9 protein-coding genes and 4 pseudogenes are annotated in these 16,239 nt (G+C 70.0%); 7 read left to right on the forward strand and 6 right to left on the reverse strand.

Annotated elements, in window-relative coordinates:
- The first annotated feature begins 292 nt into the window (after positions 1-292).
- Both OG858_RS34495 and OG858_RS34500 read left to right on the forward strand, forming a co-directional pair.
- Positions 293-1,528, forward strand: coding sequence for a cation:proton antiporter (locus OG858_RS34495; RefSeq protein WP_319064408.1), 1,236 nt, complete (start codon positions 293-295; stop codon positions 1,526-1,528).
- A gap of 307 nt (positions 1,529-1,835) precedes the next feature.
- Positions 1,836-2,891 (forward strand): annotated as a pseudogene (locus tag OG858_RS34500) (PucR family transcriptional regulator); the annotation flags it as partial.
- A gap of 125 nt (positions 2,892-3,016) precedes the next feature.
- On the opposite strand, the gene OG858_RS34505 reads toward OG858_RS34500, so the two are convergent.
- Positions 3,017-4,951, reverse strand: coding sequence for a pectinesterase family protein (locus OG858_RS34505; protein ID WP_319064409.1), 1,935 nt, complete (start codon positions 4,949-4,951; stop codon positions 3,017-3,019).
- A 282-nt stretch (positions 4,952-5,233) separates the two neighbouring features.
- A complete protein-coding gene (locus OG858_RS34510; protein ID WP_319064410.1) occupies positions 5,234-7,528 on the reverse strand; it encodes a LuxR C-terminal-related transcriptional regulator in 2,295 nt (764 codons plus the stop codon).
- A 913-nt stretch (positions 7,529-8,441) separates the two neighbouring features.
- Here OG858_RS34510 and OG858_RS34515 point away from each other — a divergent pair.
- Positions 8,442-8,585: pseudogene (locus tag OG858_RS34515) on the forward strand (S8 family serine peptidase); the annotation flags it as partial.
- Positions 8,586-8,847: 262 nt separating this feature from the next.
- On the opposite strand, the gene OG858_RS34520 reads toward OG858_RS34515, so the two are convergent.
- Positions 8,848-11,247 (reverse strand): SpoIIE family protein phosphatase, encoded by a 2,400-nt coding sequence (locus OG858_RS34520; protein WP_319263281.1) that lies wholly within the window; start codon positions 11,245-11,247, stop codon positions 8,848-8,850.
- A 476-nt stretch (positions 11,248-11,723) separates the two neighbouring features.
- On the opposite strand from OG858_RS34520, the pseudogene OG858_RS34525 reads away from it, so the two are divergent.
- From OG858_RS34525 to OG858_RS34540, 4 genes and pseudogenes are all read left to right on the forward strand, one after another.
- Positions 11,724-12,123 (forward strand): annotated as a pseudogene (locus tag OG858_RS34525) (transposase); the annotation flags it as partial.
- 1,293 nt (positions 12,124-13,416) lie between these two features.
- A complete protein-coding gene (locus OG858_RS34530; protein WP_256960572.1) occupies positions 13,417-13,536 on the forward strand; it encodes a transposase in 120 nt (39 codons plus the stop codon).
- A gap of 20 nt (positions 13,537-13,556) precedes the next feature.
- Entirely contained in the window at positions 13,557-13,841 is a 285-nt protein-coding gene (locus OG858_RS34535) for a hypothetical protein (protein WP_256960571.1), read from the forward strand.
- On the forward strand, positions 13,829-14,206 hold the full coding sequence (locus tag OG858_RS34540; RefSeq protein ID WP_256960573.1) for a transposase: 378 nt from the start codon (positions 13,829-13,831) through the stop codon (positions 14,204-14,206). The genes OG858_RS34535 and OG858_RS34540 overlap by 13 nt, the downstream gene beginning before the upstream one ends.
- Here the strand turns inward: OG858_RS34540 and OG858_RS34545 are convergent.
- From OG858_RS34545 to OG858_RS34555, 3 genes and pseudogenes are all read right to left on the reverse strand, one after another.
- Positions 14,163-14,686: pseudogene (locus OG858_RS34545) on the reverse strand (hypothetical protein). The gene OG858_RS34540 and the pseudogene OG858_RS34545 overlap by 44 nt on opposite strands.
- 59 nt (positions 14,687-14,745) lie before the next feature.
- Positions 14,746-14,994, reverse strand: a complete 249-nt coding sequence (locus OG858_RS34550; RefSeq protein WP_328544149.1) for an SDR family NAD(P)-dependent oxidoreductase — start codon at positions 14,992-14,994, stop codon at positions 14,746-14,748.
- 108 nt (positions 14,995-15,102) lie between these two features.
- Positions 15,103-16,116 carry a sugar phosphate isomerase/epimerase family protein gene (locus OG858_RS34555; protein WP_086749518.1) on the reverse strand — a complete coding sequence of 338 codons (1,014 nt, stop codon included), beginning with the start codon at positions 16,114-16,116 and terminating at the stop codon, positions 15,103-15,105.
- Positions 16,117-16,239: the final 123 nt, after the last annotated feature.

Below are 16,239 nucleotides of genomic sequence, written 5' to 3' on the forward strand. Positions count from 1 at the left end.
GCTGACGCTCTCGCGGCCGTAGCAGAGTTCGTCGACTGTCCGATGCCCTCGGGCGGTCGACGTCCCGTCATGTCATGCGACCGAGCCCTGCGGGAAACCCGCGCGCCCGTACGACACCGACGGCCCCGCCCGACCGGTGTGCCGGGCTCCGCCGCCCGCATCCGCATCCGCGGTCGTAGCCGCACGGACCAGCGCACCCGCACCCGCCGGCGCACTCGAACCCGGACCCGCACCCGAACCCGCACCAGGCACAGACGCCGTCACCGCACTCGTCAACGGAGGACAGACGCCCGTGCACAACACCACCGCCATGCTCATCGAACTCGGGGCGATCATTCTCGCCCTGGGTCTGCTGGGCCGCCTCGCCGGACGGGTGGGCTTCTCACCCATACCCCTCTATCTACTTGCCGGGCTCGCCTTCGGCCAGGGCGGCATACTCCCCCTGCAGGCCAGCGAGGAGTTCGTCGCCACCGGCGCCGAGATCGGCGTCATACTCCTGCTGCTCCTGCTCGGCCTGGAGTACAGCGCCTCCGAACTCGTCACCAACCTCAAGACCCAGTACCCCTCCGGCGCGGTCGACTTCGTCCTCAACGCCGCCCCCGGCGCCGCGATGGCGCTGCTGCTCGGCTGGGGCCCGGTCGCCGCCGTCGCCCTCGCCGGTGTCACCTGGATCTCCTCCTCCGGCGTCATCGCCAAGGTCCTCGGCGACCTGCGCCGCCTCGGCAACCGCGAGACCCCGGTCGTGCTGGGCGTCCTGGTCCTCGAAGACCTCTCCATGGCCGTCTACCTGCCGATCCTCACCGCCCTCCTCGCCGGGGTGAGCCTGGCGGGCGGCGCCCTCACCCTCCTGATCGCCCTGGGCACCGTGGGCGCCGTCCTCTATGTCGCCCTGCGCCACGGCCGGCTGATCAGCCGTGCCGTGTCCTCCGACAACGCCGAGATGCTCCTCCTGGTCGTCCTCGGCCTCACTCTCGTCGTCGCCGGGGTCGCCCAGCACCTCCAGGTCTCGGCCGCCGTGGGCGCGTTCCTGGTCGGCATCGCGCTGTCCGGTGAGGTCGCCGAGGGTGCCAGCAGCATCCTCAGCCCGCTGCGGGACCTGTTCGCCGCGGTGTTCTTCGTCTTCTTCGGCCTGCACACCGACCCCGCCGACATTCCGCCCGTCCTCCTCCCGGCCCTCGCCCTGGCCGCCGTCACCACCCTCACGAAGATCGCCACCGGTTACTGGGCGGCCCGGCGGGCCGGGATCTCTGCCAAGGGCCGCTGGCGGGCGGGCGGAACGCTGGTCGCCCGGGGCGAGTTCTCCATCGTCATCGCGGGCCTCGCCGTCGGCGTCGAGCCCCGCGTCGGCCCTCTCGCGACGGCGTACGTCCTCATCCTGGTCGTCCTCGGCCCCCTCACCGCCCGCTGGACCGAGCCCCTCGCCACCCGGCTCACCCGCCGTGCTTCGGCCACGCCCCGACGGACACCGCCGGCGCGGCCCGACCTGAACCCCGAGCCCACCACCGAGGCCGTGCACGCGAAGGTCTGAGGAGGCTGTGCAGGGGCGCGACCGAGTCGGGGCGACGCGGCGCCGGGCGACCCCGGCCCACTTCGCGCGGCGCCACGGCCACCGGAACCCGATCGCCCTCGAACCGATCGCCCTCGAACCGAACGGGGAGGACATGAACGGTCAGTACGTGAACGGCAGAAGCGTGAACGACAGAGGAAGCGTGAACGGTGCGAGCGCAGCCGGCCGCAGCGCAGCCGGCCGGAGCGCAGACGGTCGGAGCACAGACGGCCGGAGCGCGGGCGTTCGGAACGCGGCCGGTGAGAGCACGGCCGGCGGGCACCCGGGCGAGGACTTCCTCGACGGATTCGAACAGGTTCTCGCGGACGCCGCACCCACCGGTCGTCGTCTGACGCGCGACGAGATCGAGTCGCGGCGGGCGCTCGGCGCACGGGCGGCGGAAGCCGGGCACGGCTGGCGGTCACTGGTCAGGGCGCACCTCGTGGCCGGCCGGGACAACTGGCCGCGGGCCGCCGACCCGGACAGCGTCCTCGCCGTCATCGAACAGGCCGTGGACGCCTTCGCCGACGGCTACGAGCGCGCCCAGCGGCTCGTGGTCCGCAAGGAGGAGGCCGCCCGCCGGGAGTTCATCGACGACCTCCTCCACGGCCGCGGCGACCCGGGTCAGCTCGCCGCCCGCTCCGAACGGTTCGGGCTGCGGCTGTCCCGCGCGCACGCGGTCGCCGTCGCCGAGGGGCCGGAGAAGTACGACGAGACCGACCCCGTACCCCGGCAGGTGGCGAGCGAACTCTTCGCCCGCTTCGAGAACCGCCGCATCCTGTTCACCACCAAGGACGGCCGGATGGTGTGCATCGCCCCCGGAGACCAGGACGACGTCCTCACCCACTTCGCCAAACGCTCCTACGCCGCCACCGGCCGGGCCCAGGTCGCCATCGGCCGCTCCCGGCCCGGCACGGTCGGCATCGGGCACAGCTACGAGGAGGCCCTCAACGCCCTGGACGTGGCCCAGCGCATGGGCCTGGAAGAGCCGCTGTTGCGCGCCGCCGACCTGCTGGTCTTTCCCGTACTGGCCCGGGACCGGCAGGCACTCGTCGACCTGGTGAGCAGCACGCTCGGCTCCCTGGAGCAGGCGCGCGGCGGGGCCCAGCCCCTGCTCGACACCCTCACCGCGTACTTCGACACCGGTTGCGTGGCCGCCTCGACCGCCCGGCGGCTCTCCCTCAGCGTGCGCGCCCTCACCTACCGGCTGGCCCGCGTCCACACCCTCACCGGCGCCGACCCGACCGACCCCACCGACCGCTACACCCTGCAGACCGCGGTCATCGGCGCCCGTCTCCTCGACTGGCCGACGAGACCCCTGAGTTCCACCGAGGCGTCTCCCTAGCCGCTCGCGGTCAGCCGGCGGCCCGCCACCCTCGCGGCCTCAGATGTCCCGGGAGGGACCAGCAGGCCGCGTGACGTGCTGCGGGTGTCGGCGGTGGGTGCGTGCCTCTCACCTCGGCCGGGTCATCAGACCGGGTCCCATCCGTCCGTGCCGGCCAGGTACTTCTCGGCGGTGTAGCTGGCCGCCTCGGAGTCGCTCATCTGCGGTGAGTTCGGGCCGAAGCCGGTTCCGTCGCCCCAGTTCCAGTACTCCTTGAACCGGGCCGACTGCCAGGGGTAGTCGGGGACCATGTTGGTCCAGGGTTGCGCGTCCTTGATGCCCGCGGCGATCTCGGTCTGCCGGACCACCGCCTGGGGGCTGACCTCCGGGGCGTTCTTCCACGGCCGGCCGAGGTGCATCGTGTCGTTCGGCACACCGGCGGTCGTGATCCTGCTTCTGATGATCAGGATGCCGTACTTCTTCCGGTAGTCGGTGTTGGGCGCCAGCACGGTGCCACCGGGCCATGGGAGCGCCTGGATCGAGGACCGGTCGATCACCGCGGTGGCGTTGCCGAAGATGAAGTCCACGTCGCCCCGGATGAAGCAGCCGACGAAGTACTGCCGGGCCTGGGTCGTGGGCGTCTCTCCCTTGACGAGCAGGGTGTCCTGATGGCTCATGATCGAGACGTTGCGGAAGACCTGCCGGTCCCCCATGGCCGCTACCGCGACGGCCTGCGTCTCGTACGGACTGATCTCGGGGTGCGCGGCGCGGTTGAACGTGTTGCTGATCGTGAGATTCCGGACGGTCAGGTTGGGGGGCCTGAAGGTGGCCACCGCGCTGCCCTGGGTGCCGTACTTCGCGCCGGTCGACGGGTTGATCATCCCGTTGCACCTGGAGTTGTGGATGATGACATCCCCGCGCTTGCCGCTGACGCTCTCGATCGTCAGCCAGCTCTTGCCCTTCGGGACGCTGATGACCTCGTGGTAGACGCCCGTGTCGATGACGATGGTGTTGTCGCCCGAGTTGGGAATGGCGTTGATCGCGTCCTGCACGGTCCAGTAGTCGCCGGTTCCGTCGGCCGCGACGAGCAACGTGGTTTCCGCCAAGAAGCCCCTGCCCCGGCTGTTCTTGTCCGAGTGGTGGGCCATCATGAGCACTCCCGCGAGCGCCGCCGCGGTCTCGTAGACGGCGCCGCCGATTTCGAGTTCGGGCGAGAGGGCGGCGCTGGCCACGAGGACCGCACCCAGAAGCGCAGCGCTCATCAGGGACCAGTTGTTGTGCTGCGCCATGTGTTGCGCGGTGACGATGTACGGCTGACCTTGGCCGAACGCCACCGCGGTCGCAGCCGCTTGGTTCCGGAACCGGGAGGCTTCGGCGAGTGCCACGATGATCTGAAGGATCGACCGCGCCCCGACAGGGGCTCTGATGAACTCACCGCTGTCCCACAGGTTCATCACGGAGGCGTGCAGGCTGGCGGGAGTGATCTCCATGCCGTCGCGGGTGGCGCCCTGCTGCGCCAGGTCGCTGTAGTTCGCCAGGCCTTCCCACCGACTGTTCGTGTTCCCGGCGATCTCCCTCCCGGTGCTGTCCCGGACGGGCCGACGGGCACCCGGCAGCGTTATGTCGCTCTCCAGGTGGTAGAAAGTGCGCCACGCCACGCTGCCGTCGGCGTTCTCGGTGCCCGACCGCCATCCCATGACGTAAGTGTCCGACCGGCGCATGAACACCCGGATCATCGCGGGCCTGTCCTCGGCGTGCAGGTCGACGGTGATGTACGAGTTCCGCCCCTCGCTGTCTGTGACGTAAACGGGGCGGCCCGTGGGGTCCCCGTTGCCGTCACTCGGCCTGACCCTGTGGCTGCTGATCGCCTGATTGATGCCGCGAATCATGTTGGCGTAGCCGGTCCTGGCGTCGGCGGCCTCACTGGTGATTCTCCAGGTGACGTCCGCGCCGTCCGCGGCGCTGGCGCGGCCGGCGCCGGCGACCACCGTGCCGCCCGCCAGCATGCTGCCGGCCGCCACAGCGATGGCAGTGGCGAGAAATGACCTTCGAGGGAGTTGCCCCTGCGTTTCGGTCGTCACTTGAGCTCCTTGTCGTTCCGAACCGAGCGCCCCATGAAATGGACTGCGCTGCGCGGCGGTTGCCGATCCTGACGCTGACCTTCATGCCGGTTCAGGCGCTCACGTACTACTGGCGAGCCCTGACAGGGCACTCCTGAGCGCGGTTCAGAGGCCCGCGGCGCAGGAGGGCGAGCCCTGTCGTGCGTCATGGAAAGAGGTTCGGCGCGGGGGCTGCCCCGAGGCCATGGGTACTTCTACGGGCCGGGCCCCCGCAGCGGGACCGGGTATTTCTACGGGGTTGTCCTACGGGGTGGGTCCCTGGTTCGCTGTCCACCAGGACGCGATCCGGGCGCGGGAACCGAAGGCGAGCTTGGCCAGGATGTTCTCGACGTGGCCGTGGACCGTGCGGGGTGACCGTCCGAGCGCGGAGGCGATCTGCCGGTTGCTCATGCCTTCGGCGATCAGCGCGGCCACTTCCCGCTCCCGGGGGGTCAGCGGACTCGGGGCGGGGACCGTGGCGGCTGCCGGGGCCGGGGCGGTCGGCTCGGCCTCGGCGCGCAGGGCGTAGGCGATGGCCTCGGCGGGGCCCCGGTGGCGCCCTCCCTGTACGAGGGCGTCCTCGTACGCTGCCGGGCCCAGGACCCGTACGATCTCCTCCTCGCACTCGGCGTGCTGGTCGACCATGTGCGGTCCGAACGTGGAGATGCTGGTGTCGATGTCCCGCCACAGGACACGCGCGGCACCCAGCAGCCGGCCCGCCCGCTGGTGGTCACCGCTCGCGGTGGTGACCCAGGCGAGCTGCTCCAGCATCAGTGCGACCCTGATGTAGTCGTTGAAGCCCTGCTCGTTCTCCAACGCGGCCCGGATCATGACCGCGGCCTCCGCCAGGTCGCGGCGCACCCAGGCGTCGTAGCCGAGCGTCCACTGCGCGTGCGCCCGGGCCAGCCGCTCGTCATGCGCCTCGGCGAGGGCGAGCGCCTGCCTGCAGGTTTCCGTGGTGCCCGGATCCCCGAGGTGGGCCTGGGCGGTGGCCATGAGAATCAGCGTGTAGACCGCCCCGATCTCCTCGTTCGTCCGCCGGTGGGCGACCACCGCTTCCTCCAGTAAGGACACGGCCTCCACCAGCCGGCCGCTGAACAACGCCAACGTGCCCCGCAGGTTCTGGACGTGGGCCGACACCACGCGGTCGGCCATCCGCTCGCCCAGCTCCGCGGCCTCGTCCAGCAACCGGTACGCCGCGGCGTGATCGTGCTGCAGCACCGCCACCCAGGCGGCGACCCACAACCCCCTGGCCCGGGCGGGGCTTGGTTCGGGTGCGGCGGTGAGCGCGTGGTCGAGCCAGCGGCGTCCCTCACCGAGGAATCCGCCCTCGCACCAGTGGAAGCGCAGCGCGGCGGCCAGTGCCAGCGTGGCTTGGGGGTCGCCACCCTGTGCCAGCGCCGAGCGCAGATTGGCATGTTCGGCACGCAGCAGGGTCAGGCTTTCCTGCTGGCCGGGGCCGTACCAGCCGTCGGCGAGGCGCTCGGCGAGGGCCAGGTAGAAATCGCGGTGCCGTCGCAGCGTCCGCTGCTCCTCACCGGACTCGGCGAGCCGCTCCCGCCCGTACTGGCGGATGGTCGCCAGCAGCCGGTAGCGCGGCAGTCCCTCGCGCCCGCAGGGCAGGACGACGGACTGCACGACGGACTGCACGACCAGCCGGTCGAGGAGGTCCAGCACCTCGTCGCGGCCGATGCCGTCGCCCGCACACACATCCTCGGCCGCGTCCAGGCAGAAGTCGTCCGCGAAGACCGACAGCCGGTTCCACAGCAGCCGCTCGGCGGGGGTGCACAGCTCGTGGCTCCAGTCGATCAGTGCGCGTAGCGTCCGCTGGTGCGGCCGGGCGACCCGGCAGCCGCTCGTGAGCAGTCCGAAGCGGTCCTCCAGCCGGTTCACCGCCTCGTCGACGGTCAGGGTCCGCAGCCGGGACGCGGTCAGCTCGATGGCCAGCGGCAGCCCGTCCAGGTCCTCACACAACCGGAGGACCTGGGCGCGGTTGCTTTCGGTCACCCGGAACTCCGGGCGCACGGCGATGGTCCGGTCCCGCAGCAGTTCCACCGCGTCGTCCGGCGTCAGCGGAGGGACGACGAAGACGTGCTCGCCGTGGATTCCCAGCGCGCGGCGGCTCGTCGTCAGAATGCGCATGCCGCAGGACGCCGACAGCAGCGCATGTGCCAACTCGGCGCAGGCGTCGATGAGGTGCTCGCAGTTGTCCAGCACGATCAGCGGACTGCGGTGGGTCAGAAAGGCGGCGAGCTGGTCGACGACCGGTCGTGTGCCCAGGTCCGGCACCCCGAGCGCGGCTGCCACGGTGTTCGCCGTCAGCGACGGGTCCCGCAGTGGCGCCAGATCCACCAGCCACACCCCGTCCGCGAAGTCGGTCGTCGACGCGGCGGCCACCTGCAGCGCCAGCCGTGTCTTGCCCACCCCGCCCGCACCGGTGAGCGTCAGCAGCCGCGTCGTCCCCAGACGGCGGCGTACTTCGGCGAGGTCCCGGTACCTGCCCACGAACGTGGTCAGGGCCGCGGGCAGATTCCCCACGGCTGTCGTCCGAATGGTCATGCGTTCCTTCTCGCCTTTCAACGACTCGCCCTCGTCCTGGAACATCGAGGAGCATCGAGGACGCTTTTCTGCGGTGGCAGCACGCTTCGTCGCGAGCGATCGAGGTCGCAGTCCTGTCGCCGTACGCCAGTTGCCGTGCCCCGTCTCCGCAGCCGGAACGAATATGTCGGCGGTGACAATTCCGGTGTGCGGTACTCGGAGTGGCGGATCGGACACACTCTCCTATATACCGCTGAACAGTATCCATTGGGTGGCGGGTCACCGGTGCCGGCTGTGACTGAGTTCTCATGACCACCTGGCAGTGGCCGACCTCGTACGGACGGTGGGACCCGTCGGCGCTCGGGCCGGGCCCCCAGGTTTCACGTGCGTGGGCAGGCAGGGGCGGGACGACAGTCGGGTGGCCGCCGTGCAGGGCCTCAAGCGAGGAGCGGACCCGAACGCCGGGCGAATGCGCCGACCGTTGGTCGAGGGTGAAGGCGCCCACCACCTCACCTGCCCACCACCTCACCCGCGCGCCCGCGGGTAGACGAGGCCGAATTCGGGAAGGCGGCCTCCGGGGTGGCGGATCCACGTCGCGGCTGACGGCAGCTGTGACGCGCGACCGTCCCCGGCTTCTTCTCCATGGCTTCGGCCGTCTCGGCCTGCGGACGGCCGGGCGCGCGGCGGAGCTGGAGCGACCGGCCCGGCCGACGGCGACAGCGCGCGCGGCGCGGCGGGTTACTCCGTCAACGTGCCCATCGCCCGGTCGAGCCACGGCCGGCGGGACAGACCCCTCACAGGCCACCCACCCCGTGGTGATGCCGAGTTCGGCGGCCATCGGCACCCTGCCGTCCCAGTGGCCGTCTCGGCGGTCGAGCGTGGCCCTGGTCTTCCCGGTGGACTTCGTGATCTCGAAGGGGCCGGTTCCCCTGCCATGGACTCCGACTCGCACGGCACCCACACCGTCACGACGGCCGCCGGGAACATGGACAGCAGGGTCACCGTCACCGGTCTGGCCGGCCGCGTATCCGGGCTGGCACCCGCCGCCCGCATCGCCGTCTACAAGGTGTGCTGGGCCGACGGCTGTCCCTACGTGGACGTCGTGGCGGCCGTCAACCAGGCCATGGCCGACGGTGTGGAGTCATCAACCACTCCATCGGCGGCTATGGCGTCCTCGGCGGCGTCCTCGAACTGGCCATGCCCAACGCGGCCGAGCCTTTCGGCTCCGGGTAGGTCAGCTCCGGGTAGGCATTCGACCCGGGAGTATTCTCCGAAGTCCTCCCGGCTCGACCCGGAACTCGACATGGAATGGAAGTCCTCCCGGCTCGACCCGGAATGCATCAAGGCGTTTCCACGGCGCACTCGGCCCAGATGGTCTTGCCGACCCGGGTCTGGCGGCTGCCCCAGCGCTCGGAGACCTGGGCGACGAGCAGCAGCCCGCGCCCGCCCTCGTCGAAGACGCGGGCCCGGCGCAGGTGCGGCGCGGTGCTGCTGCCGTCGGACACCTCGCAGATGAGCGCGGAGTCGTGGATCAGCCGCAGCTCGATGGGGGCGTCGCCGTAGCGGATGGCGTTGGTGACCAGCTCGCTGACGATCAGTTCGATGGTGAACACCGCCTCCGCCAGTCCCCAGGCGGCCACCTGTTCGCTCGCCATCCTGCGGGCCCTGGCCACGGCCGCGGGGTCCTTCGGCAGCTGCCAGGTGCGTACCTTTCCGGTGTCGAGAGCGGATGTCCGAGCCAGCATCAGAACGATGTCGTCGGCGGGACTGTCGGTCAACACGGTGCGCAGCACCTGGTCGCAGGTTTCCTCCAGTGGTGCGGCGGGGCCGCTCAACGCCTGGCGCAGCAAAGTGAGCCCCACCTCGATGTCACGGTCGGCGGCCTCGACCAGTCCGTCGGTGTAAAGGGCGAGCAGGGTGCCCTCCTCCAGCTCCACCTCGGCGGCTTCGAACGGCAGGCCACCGAGGCCGAGCGGCGGCCCGGCCGGCAGATCCATGAACCGTACGCTGCCGTCGGGAGTGACCAGGGCGGGTGGCGGGTGCCCGGCGCGGGCTATGGTGCAGCGGCGGGAAACAGGGTCGTACACGGCGTACAGGCAGGTGGCGCCGACCTCCACCGCCGCGTCCTCCGCCCGCTCGCGTATGTCCGGGCCCTCCTCCCGGTCGAGCCTGATGACGAGGTCGTCCAGCTGCGTGAGCAGTTCGTCGGGGGCGAGATCGATGTCCGCGAGGGTCCGGACGGCGGTCCGCAGGCGGCCCATGGTGGCGGATGCCCGGATGCCGTGGCCCACCACGTCGCCCACGACCAGCGCGACCCGAGCGCCGGACAGCGGGATCACGTCGAACCAGTCCCCGCCGACGTCCGTACCGGAACCGGTCGGCAGGTAGCGGTAGGCCACCTCGATCGCCGCCAGACCCGGCGGCCGCTCGGGAAGGAGGCTGCGCTGGAGCGCCAGTGCGGCCCGGCGTTCACGGGTGTAACGGCGGGCGTTGTCCACGCTCACAGCCGCTCTGGCGACGATCTCCTCGGCGAGCAGCAGGTCGTCCTCGCTGAAGGAATCCGCTGTCCGGTGTCGCAGGAAGTGCACCAGCCCCAGGGTCACCCCCCGGGCGCGCAGCGGCACCATCATCACCGAGTGGATCACGTATTCGGCCATGGACTCGGAGCGGGCGGGGGAGGACCTGATCCACTCCCGCAGCCCCGGATCTCCTGATATGTGCCGTGTGCCCCGACCGGTGACCAGCGTCCGCATCGGCTGTGTGCCCACGGGGTAGTGGGTCGTGTCGCCCGAGGCGATCACCGACTCCGGGCAGCCCTCCAGTACCGACCGCTGCGCCGTGCGGAGAACGGTGACCGGCTCACCCGGCGGTACAGGTCCCGGCTCGTCGCCCAGTACGACGGACTCCAGCAGGTCCACGGTGACGAAGTCCGCGAACTCGGTCACGGCCACTTCGGCCAGTTCCTCGGCCGTCCGGGTCACGTCCAGGGTGCTGCCGATGATGAGGCCGGCGTTGTTGAGGACCGCCAGGCGGCGGTGGGCCCAGTACTGCTCCGTGGTGTCGAACACGGTCGAAGACACCCCTCGAGTAGTGCCGGTCTCGTCCTTCAACGGCGAAACGAACATCGACCAGGCATGCGGCCGGACCTCACCCGGGGCTTGGCCGTGCTCCTCGTGGAACACCATTTCACCGGTGCGCAGGACCTGCCGCTGGAGGCGGTCGTATTCGTCGAAAGGCCAGGTGGGCTCGATCTCCCACAGGGTCAGGCCCCGCATCTCCTCCTCGGTCCTGCCCATCACCCGCGTCATGATCTCGTTGGCTGCCACGAACCGGGCCTCGCGGTCGTAGACCGCCACCGGCACCGGGAGTTGCGCGAGCGTGAGGTCCCACAAGGCCACCGCCCCAGGATCGGGCCGCCAGGCCACGTTCGCCGGTGCGGAAGCGGTCACGAGCCAGAGCCGCTCGGGGCCGGCGTCCGCCAAGGGCGTCCCCTGCAGCCGCACCACGACACGGTCTCCGCCTCGGTGCCGAAGCGCCACCTCGCTGGTCCACCGGTGCCCGGAGGCCAGATGGCGCCGCGCGGATCCGGGCAGGTCGGCGGCGAGCAGGTCGGCGGCGGGTCGGCCCACGATCTCGAGGGGTTCGTATCCGAGCAGCTGCTGAGCCCCGGTGCTCCACACCATGATCGCCCCGTCGGCGCCGATCAAGACCGCAAAGTCCTCCGGTACGCGTTCCTCCACGGTCCCTCCGGATGTGAGGTCCCTGCTTCATGGACTTCTCGTCCCGTTCAGTCTGACCAGAACGGGGTTCGGCAGCACCTGGGACCCCGTCGACATCCGGGCACCCTCTCCAGGATCCCGCCGCACCGACTCCCGCTCAACCGGGGCGGAAGGGATTTTTCGGGCCTTGCTCCGAGGTGTCGACGTCACGAGTGGCAGGGGTCTGCCGAGCGGATGGGCGGCATCGCCCGGGACAGGTGGCCACGTCGGCGGTGACCACGACACCCTCCCCGAACTCGCGCCCCTCAGGTCGGGAAGCAACGGCGCCTGCGGGAGCACGTGGCCGCTGACCTGTACGAATCCATCATGTCGATGTCGTCGCGCGGACGCGCGTCGCCAGGCACCCGCCGCGGACATGGGCCTCAGCCCTGAGCGAAGCTGACAGAAAGCGTGCTTGGGCTTGTGTCCGGTTCTGCGGTGTGCTCGTTGGACAGATCATGGGGAAGAGCCCGCCGTGGCTGGTGACGGACGACTTGTGGGTGCGGATCGAACCGCTTCTTCCGGTGCGGTCCCGGCGGGCACGGAATCCGGGACGGCTGCCGTGGGATGACCGGTTGTGCCTGCAAGGGACCCTCTTCGTTGGCACGCGGGCATCCAGTGGGAGCGGCTGCCGCAGGAACTCGGCTTCGGCTCCGGGATGACCTGCCGACGGCGGCTGCGGGACTGGAGCGAGGCCGGTGTGTGGGACAGACTGCACCAGGTGGTGCTGACCGAGCTGCATCAGGCCGGGAAGCTTGACTGGTCCCGGGCGGTGATCGACGGCTCGCACCGGCAGGCGCGTCGGGGCGCCCCGAAACCGGGCCGAGCCCGATCGACCGCGCCGGACCGGGCTCGAAACGGAGGAGGGAAGCGGGGCATGCCGGCGGGGTCAGTCTTGCGGCGGCTTCGGGACAAAGCCCGGAAGGCGGTCCTTGCGCCGCACGAGTACGAGTCCCCATGCTGAGGTTCCCCGCGATGCGGGGAACGGTGACAGCAGGTCAGACAGGTCTTTTGAGAGGACCCTGGCGATGCCTGCCCCGAGGAAGTACCCGCTGAAGTGGCATGAGTGTGCGGTGCGGAGGTACCGGACCGCTGAGCCGAAGCCCGCGATCCGTCGCATGGCCGAGGAACTCGGCGTGCATCACGAGGCTCTGTGAGGCTGGATCCGGCAGGCCGATGCCGATGCCGGTGAGCGGGACGGCCTGCTCACACCGTCGGCCCAGGATGTACACCTCTTGGTGACGGGGCGTGAGAGCAAGGCGATCAACCCGGAACTACTTCAACTCCTACGTCTGGAAGCCCGCCCTGGCCGGCTTCATCCGACGTTGGAGGAGAGCGCTCTGGACGGATCCCGCGTCTGGGAGACGTCTCGGGAGCACGGCTCACCTGCCTTGCGCCACTTCCACGCCTCCGAGCAGTTGGAGGCCGGCGAGTCGGTCGTCTCCCCGGCCCGGTGGCAAAGCCACTCGGACCCAGGGTTCACGCTCCGGAAGTACGCACTTCCTGCCCCGCGCGGGAGCACGCGGCAGCGCCGCCGTCGACGCGGTCTTCGCATAGCCGTGGCCCCCTTAGCCCCCGTGGCAACCGGGAACAACCCGGCCCGGCCCCAAAGTCCCAGAGAAGCCCCAGAGATGCCGTCGCACCCTCCTCTGACCCGCATCCATGCAGTTCAGGCAGGGTGCGGCGGCATCCGTCACTCAGATGTCCCGGAACTCCTATACGAAGTATCTGACCTGCGTAAACGAAGCGTTCAAAGATCATCTTGCGGTCGCTGCACAAGCCGAACAATGCAGGAGTCACGCGGCCCTCGTGTAGGCGCTTCGGACCGCGATGCGGATCTTGGAACCGGCTCCGACGATCCGGTGCACGTACTTACGTAGAGTAAGTAGCTGTTGTCGTTCCGATCTTGAGGGGTGGGTGTCGAACGGGAGTCTCGATCGGGTGATCGCAGCTGTTCGCGGGCATGAAGGCAGGGCCTCTCGGTAGCTCGGGGTTGCGAAGCCAACCGAGATCCAGGAGACCCTGTTGCCGCAGTTCTACGTGCTCACGCCGGTGGAGTTCAACTCGGCTGCACCGTCGTGTGATTGTGTCGCTCACCGGTTCAAAAACGCGGCCGATCACCCGGAACGTGTTCGGCGGTATCCCTCGGACATGACGGACGCGGAGTGGGCCGTGGTCCGGCCGCTGCTGCCGGTGCCCGGCTGGCTGCGTGGCCGGGGCGGGCAGCCGGAGGCGTACTGCCACCGGCAGATATTGGACGCGATCCGGTAGCTCGTCGACAACGGGATCAAGTGGCGGGCGATGCCGTTGACTTCCCGCCCTGGGACCGGGCATACGCGTTCTTCCCCCGCTGGCGCGACCACGCTCTGGTCAAGGAGTTCCACGACCGGCTGCGATCGAGGATCCGCGAGAGGGAGGGGCGCGATGCGGAGCCGACGGCCGGCGTGATCGACTCGCAGTCCGTCAGGGCGGACGCCGTCGTCGGCTTGGACAGCCGGGGCTTCGACGGCGGAAAGCTGGTCAACGGGCGCAAGCGGCATGTCGTGGTCGACACCCTTGGCTGCTGCTGGGGGTGATGGTCACCGCCGCGGACACCGGCGACCGCGCCGCCGCCCAGGTCCTGCTCGGGCAGGTCGCCGACGCGCACCACCGCCTCGCCCTCATCTGGGCCGACGGCGGCTACACCGGCCCCCTCGTCGAGTACTGCCTGACCACGCTCGCGCTGGTCCTGGCGATCGTCAAGCGCAGTGACGACATGCGCGGCTTCGTGGTCCTGCCCAAGCGGTGGATCGTCGAGCGCCTCTTCGCCCACCTGATGCGCACCCGCCGCCTGGCCCGCGACTACGAACGCCGCATCACCAGCGCCGAAGCGATGGTCTACTGGTCGATGATCCTGCTCATGACCCGCCGCCTCGCCCGGCCACACCCTGCGCGAGCGTGAACCGGCCCGCCTGCTGCTCTGCCAGCCAGCCCCGCGCGACCAGGCGTTTCGCCTTCGACCGCAGCGCCTCCACCTTCGCCGGCACCGCGTCCAGCCCGGACAACACGGCCAACTCCTGGCAGGTCAGCGGACCTTGATGGAGCCGGTCCCGGTCCGCGAGCGCGGTGAGGATGCGCTGACACTCCGACAGCACCGACCAGGCCAGCCCTCACGCCACACCGGAACCTGCGACCTCGCCCTCGCCGCCTGCCGGGACGTCGAGCCCGAGACCGGGCCGGAGACGACCTCCTCGACAGCGATGCTGCCGCCGTCCGGAGCCAGAACCGTGCCCACTCGCCTGCGGGCGATCGCCCACTCCTGCCATTCCTCCTCGGCCGCGGCCGGCTCGGCCTGGATGCGATCGGCTTCCTCACGCAACCTCTCGACACGACGACGAGCAGCGAGCTCGTGCTGTTCCAGCAGTCCGACCACCGACGGCATCCGCGACCTCCCGGGGAGCGACGACACGACACGCCACCACTCCCACCGAACCGCCGACGCTATGCCTGACCAGCGAAAACATCGCCCTCAGATTCGGAACGACAACAACTTCTGACGCCGCTGGGCTCGTTCGTACCGGCGTTGGCGAAGATGACGTCCAGGTGGCCGAAGCATCGGACGACTGCCGCCACCGCGCCGTCGAGCGCGGTGGTGTCCGTGATGTCGGCTTCGATCACCTCCACGCGCTTGGTGTCAAAGCCCGCCACGGTCTCGTGCAGCGGCTCCCGACGGCGGCCGAGGACCGCCACCGCACGCTTCCTCTTCGGGGAACGCGCGTGCGGTCGCCCGGCCGATGCCGGTGCCGGATCCCATGACCAGGATGACCTGGCCTTGGTAGGGGTAGGTGGTTCAGGCGATCACGACTGCAGCGACTCCTGGAGGGCCGCGGCGGCGGCCTTGAGTACTTCGGCTGCCACGGCGACACCCTCGACGGGGCCGAGTTCGGTGTCCTCGTGCTCGATGTTGACCATCATGTCCGGGTCGACCTCGTGCAGGGCGCGAAGGAACTCGGTCCAGTAGGCGACGTCATGGCCCTTGCCGAGGGCGACGAAGTCCCACGCGGATGCCTTGGGCCACTCGTTGGCCCACTCGTCGCCGCCGAGGTTGGTGCGAGGCTCCTCGGGCGACAGACGGCGGAAGCTGTTGTCGAGCACGCCGTGGAGTGCTGCGTGTTCGGGGTTGATGCGGACGTCCTTGGCGGCGGCGTGGAAGACGAGTTCGCCGAGGTGGCGGACGACCGCGACGGGGTCCATCTGCTGCCAGAACAGGTGCGAGGCGTCCAGTTCGACGCCCACGTGGGTCGCGCCGGTGAGGTCGATGAGTTTGTGCACGTCGGCGGAGTTGAACACGACGTTCTGCGGGTGCAGTTCGAGGGCGACCTTGACGTCGTGGTCACGGGCGAGCCGGTCGGTCTCGCGCCAGAAGTCGGCGACGATCTTCCACTGGTGGTCCAGCACGTCCAGGGCCGCGGAGTTCCATGCGTTGACGATCCAGTTCGGGCGGGTGGCGCCGGGCTCGCCGCCGGGCAGACCCGACATGGTCACGAGGCGGTGCTGTCCGAGCCGTTCGGCCAGGCGGATGGAGCGGCGGATGTCCTCGGCGTGCTTTTCACCGATGACCGGGTTCGGGTGGAGTGGGTTGCCGTTGGCGTTCAGGCCGGCGATGGAGACGCCGGTGCCCTCGAAGAGACCGAGGAAGTCGTCCCGGGCGGTGTCACTGACGAGGATGTCGTCGAACTTCGGTACATGCACGGCGGGCAGGAAGCCACCGGTGTTGATCTCTATGCCCGTCAGGCCCAGGTCGGCGATGACTTTGATCGCCTCCGGAAGCGGCCGGTCGTGCAGGATCGCGTTGTACAGTCCCAGCTTCATTTCGTGATTCCTCGGTCCTTCTCGATGATGACGGTGGTGCCGCTGACGAGGGCGGAGGAGCTCGTGCGAGCCCCGCGTATGCAGGGCTGTGCCTGGCGTATACGGCACGGGTGGTGGGCAGCC

Origin of the sequence: Streptomyces europaeiscabiei (assembly GCF_036346855.1) — a bacterium.
In the GTDB taxonomy this organism is placed as follows: Bacteria; Actinomycetota; Actinomycetes; order Streptomycetales; family Streptomycetaceae; genus Streptomyces; species Streptomyces europaeiscabiei.